The sequence below is a fragment of the Streptomyces hirsutus genome, assembly GCF_001418415.1.
Classification (GTDB): domain Bacteria; phylum Actinomycetota; class Actinomycetes; order Streptomycetales; family Streptomycetaceae; genus Streptomyces; species Streptomyces hirsutus.
The window spans coordinates 1-3,051 of sequence record NZ_LIQT01000528.1 but is presented as its reverse complement, the minus strand read 5'-3'; the positions used below and the strand labels follow the sequence as shown (position 1 = coordinate 3,051).

At 72.5% G+C, this 3,051-nt stretch carries 2 protein-coding genes; one reads left to right on the top strand and one right to left on the bottom strand.

What is annotated here, in order from left to right; all coding sequences use genetic code 11:
- The coding region (locus AOK11_RS33290) for a hypothetical protein (protein ID WP_157869505.1) at window positions 1-250 on the bottom strand (250 nt) is incomplete at its 3' end.
- A 1,565-nt stretch (window positions 251-1,815) separates the two neighbouring features.
- On the opposite strand from AOK11_RS33290, the gene AOK11_RS33285 reads away from it, so the two are divergent.
- Window positions 1,816-2,871 carry a hypothetical protein gene (locus AOK11_RS33285; protein WP_055597403.1) on the top strand — a complete coding sequence of 352 codons (1,056 nt, stop codon included), beginning with the start codon at window positions 1,816-1,818 and terminating at the stop codon, window positions 2,869-2,871.
- The last annotated feature ends 180 nt before the right edge of the window (window positions 2,872-3,051 follow it).

Sequence of the window (3,051 nt, the reverse complement as noted above, 5' to 3'; positions counted from 1 at the left end):
ATCTCTGGCGCAGGACACTAGGCGATGGCGGGGCAGTGCCGTGGAAGAGGGCTTGGGCGAGGTGGCAGCTGAGAGCGACGCGGTCGGGCTCGGGCAACGCGCCCCTGGAGTCCAGCAGCGCGTTGGCGAAGTCGAACCGGCGACGCGTCTCGTAACGGTGGGCGGCGTACTCGAGTACGGACGGGATCAGCATGGCGAGGACACAGGCGACCACGGCCTGCACGGGCAGGCTAGCGAACGCGGTGCCCAAGCTGGCTTTTTTCACGGGTCGTGAACGAAGCCAGCCTGGAGGTGGAGTTCACCGACGTTGAGCACCTGGAGTTCGACCTGTAGGGCCGGGCTGCGCAGTCAGACCGTGGGAGGCTGCGCAGCTGAGTATTCGGCTGTGGGTGGCTGCGGATTACCGCCGGGGCCGGCGCCCAGGGCGCGGCGTCCGGTGATTGGGCGCGCGGGCATTGGGTCGTCGGCGGCCGGGGTGGCGGGCAGGCGTTCGGCGGCGAGCTGGGCGCGTGGCGCGGGCGGCAGCTCCGCTTCGGTGGCGGTGCGGGTCGGTCCGGTGCCCGGCGGGCGGCGGTCGGTCATGCCGGATTCTCGCCCGGCACGAGTTGTTCTCCATCACCGGAATCGCCTTGGGCGGCGGCGGGCCCCAGGGCGCGCGCGGGTCGCGTACGTGCGCGGCGGTGGTCCTGGCGGCGGCGCTGCCCGGTCCGGAGCAGGGCGCCGGGACCCGGCGGAACCGGGCCGGTGCTGGCCGAAGGGGTCTTCGAGGGAAGTAGTCGGCGCGGCCGGCCCCCTTGACCAGCGCGCTGACCTGCGACTCTTCCTCATTTCCGCGCGCGGCTGAGGCGCCTTGTGAGGCACCCCGGCAAGCGCCTCGTAGAGCACCCTGAGAGACGCCCTGTGAGGCGCCTTGCAGAGCGGCCCTGCTCGCTGGCTCCCGACCCGCTATCGCCGCGCCGCCGAAGCTGCCCAGGCCCGCACCGCCCGGTCGCCGACGGGTGGCGGCATCGTCGGCCGACAACACGCCCTGGCTGCCCACCCGGGCTTGCCCAGGTTCTGATCAGGACTGCGAGCCAGGTGACGACTGGCTGTCCGGCCCGGTGGCACCGGCTTCACTGACAGGGCCGGGGGCGTGCGACAGCATCACTGCTGTCTGCGAGCGTAGGGAGGCGATCGCCTCGGCCAGCCGGTCACGCAGGCACGCATCCGCATCCACCCCGGCTGCCGGTGGACCATCTGGCCTACCCCGGCCAGTCATCTCTGAGTCTCTCAAGCGAGCCGGTCCGCAAGGGCAAGCACCACGGCAGCGGCAACGATCACCGATGAGCAGATGACCATTACGGCCCGGTCCCACCTGCCGTCCCGCTGGACGCCGGTGCCCAGGTCGGCGCGATCGGGCTGGGAGCCGGTAAGCCCGAGCGGTGCCGCACAGGGCACCGCGTCGTCGACGCGAGGATTCACGCCCGGACCAACGCGTGATCGGGATTTTCGACACAGCGCCACCGCCGCCCTCACCCGTTCAGCCCACGCTGCCTTCACCGCGGCGCCCACCCGGGGCCGCGGGGCCGAACCGCCCCGAAAAGGTCTTCCCCGCCTGGTGCCGTGGGCCCTACAGGGGTGGCGGGCGGCAGGCATGAAGCGTCCCGGCCGGCCTTGGCTGTACCGGACGCGAACCGGCCGCCGGGCAGTCTTGCCGGGGGTCCCACAGGATGGTCCCTGGTTGCCCGGCCTCGGCAATGCCCGGCAGGCAGCCGATTCCCGAGGCGCGGCGAGCGTGGGCCGGCCGCCTGACCCCCACCCCAGGGAGAGCACCCCATGGCAGTGATGACGGACGCGCTCGTACCGGCGCTGGAAGACGCCCGCGAGGCGCATGAGGCGCTCGTCGACCGGTTGCGGGCGGATGCGACGGTCACGCCGGCCGGCCCGTACCGGCAGATGCTCGAGCGCGAGGTGGACGACGTCCAGGACAGCCTCCAGCGCATCGAGGACCACGTGCGCGATCTGCGGCCCCCCAGCGGGCTTGTCGGGGACCGCGTCGATATCGCGCGGCTCATCTCACGCAGCGCCGTGCGCACCGCCATGCTGCCGCTGACCATCGGATCCACGCTCGTGACGGACATGCTGCGCGGCCGGCGGCCGACCGACGAGCGGCGGCTGCTGAGGAACGCCGAAGACGAGTACGCGGTCACAGCCCGGGCGCTGGCGGCCTGCCGGGCCGGACAGAGCATCGCCGAAGAGGCCCACGACCAGGCCACCGCCGATCTGCTCGCCGCACTGCGCCGCCGGGACGAGGAACTGCTCGAAACACTGGAGGACAGCGTCGCCCAGAACGCCCGGGCCGTGGCGGCCGCGGCCAACGGCTTCGTCCAGGAGAACGGCGGCGGCTGGGCCGGCGCGGCCGCCCGCGCCGTGCGGACCGTCGCCGACCGGGTGCACGACGTCGCCCAGACCGGCAGTCGGCGGGCCCGGGGTGCGGCCGGGGGCGTGGTGCGCGAGATGCCCGAGCCGACCCGCATGGCCGAAGAGGTCCAGGGTGCGGTGACCCGGGAGGAGGAGTTGCCGATCCTCCGCTTCAGCCAGCTCAGCGTCGACGAAATTCAGCAGCGACTGCGCACACTCTCCCAGTCGGACCTGACGGTCATCGAGGGATACGAACGCACCCACGCCAAGCGGCCCGGAGTCCTGGACGCCATCGAGCAGCTGCGCGGCAGCGAACCCTGGCCCGGCTACGCCACCATGAGCCCGGACGAGATCACCGCTCGGTTGCAGAACGTCCCCGCCGGCGTCGCCCGCCAGGTCCAGGAGTACGAACGGCGCCACCAGCAGCGCCAGAAGGTCGCCTCCGCCGCCGAAGCACGCACCACCCCATGACGCCAACAGGGCGAAGGCTGCCTGATACGCGCCCTAGCCGACACAAAGGCACGACGGCGGTCGACCGGGACCCGGTACCGGCCGAAACACAGCAGAACCCCGCCCGCGACGAGGCGGCGGCCCTGCGAACCGAGCTGGACCGGCTGCGCCACGAACCCGCCCTAGGGCCTGTGTGATGTT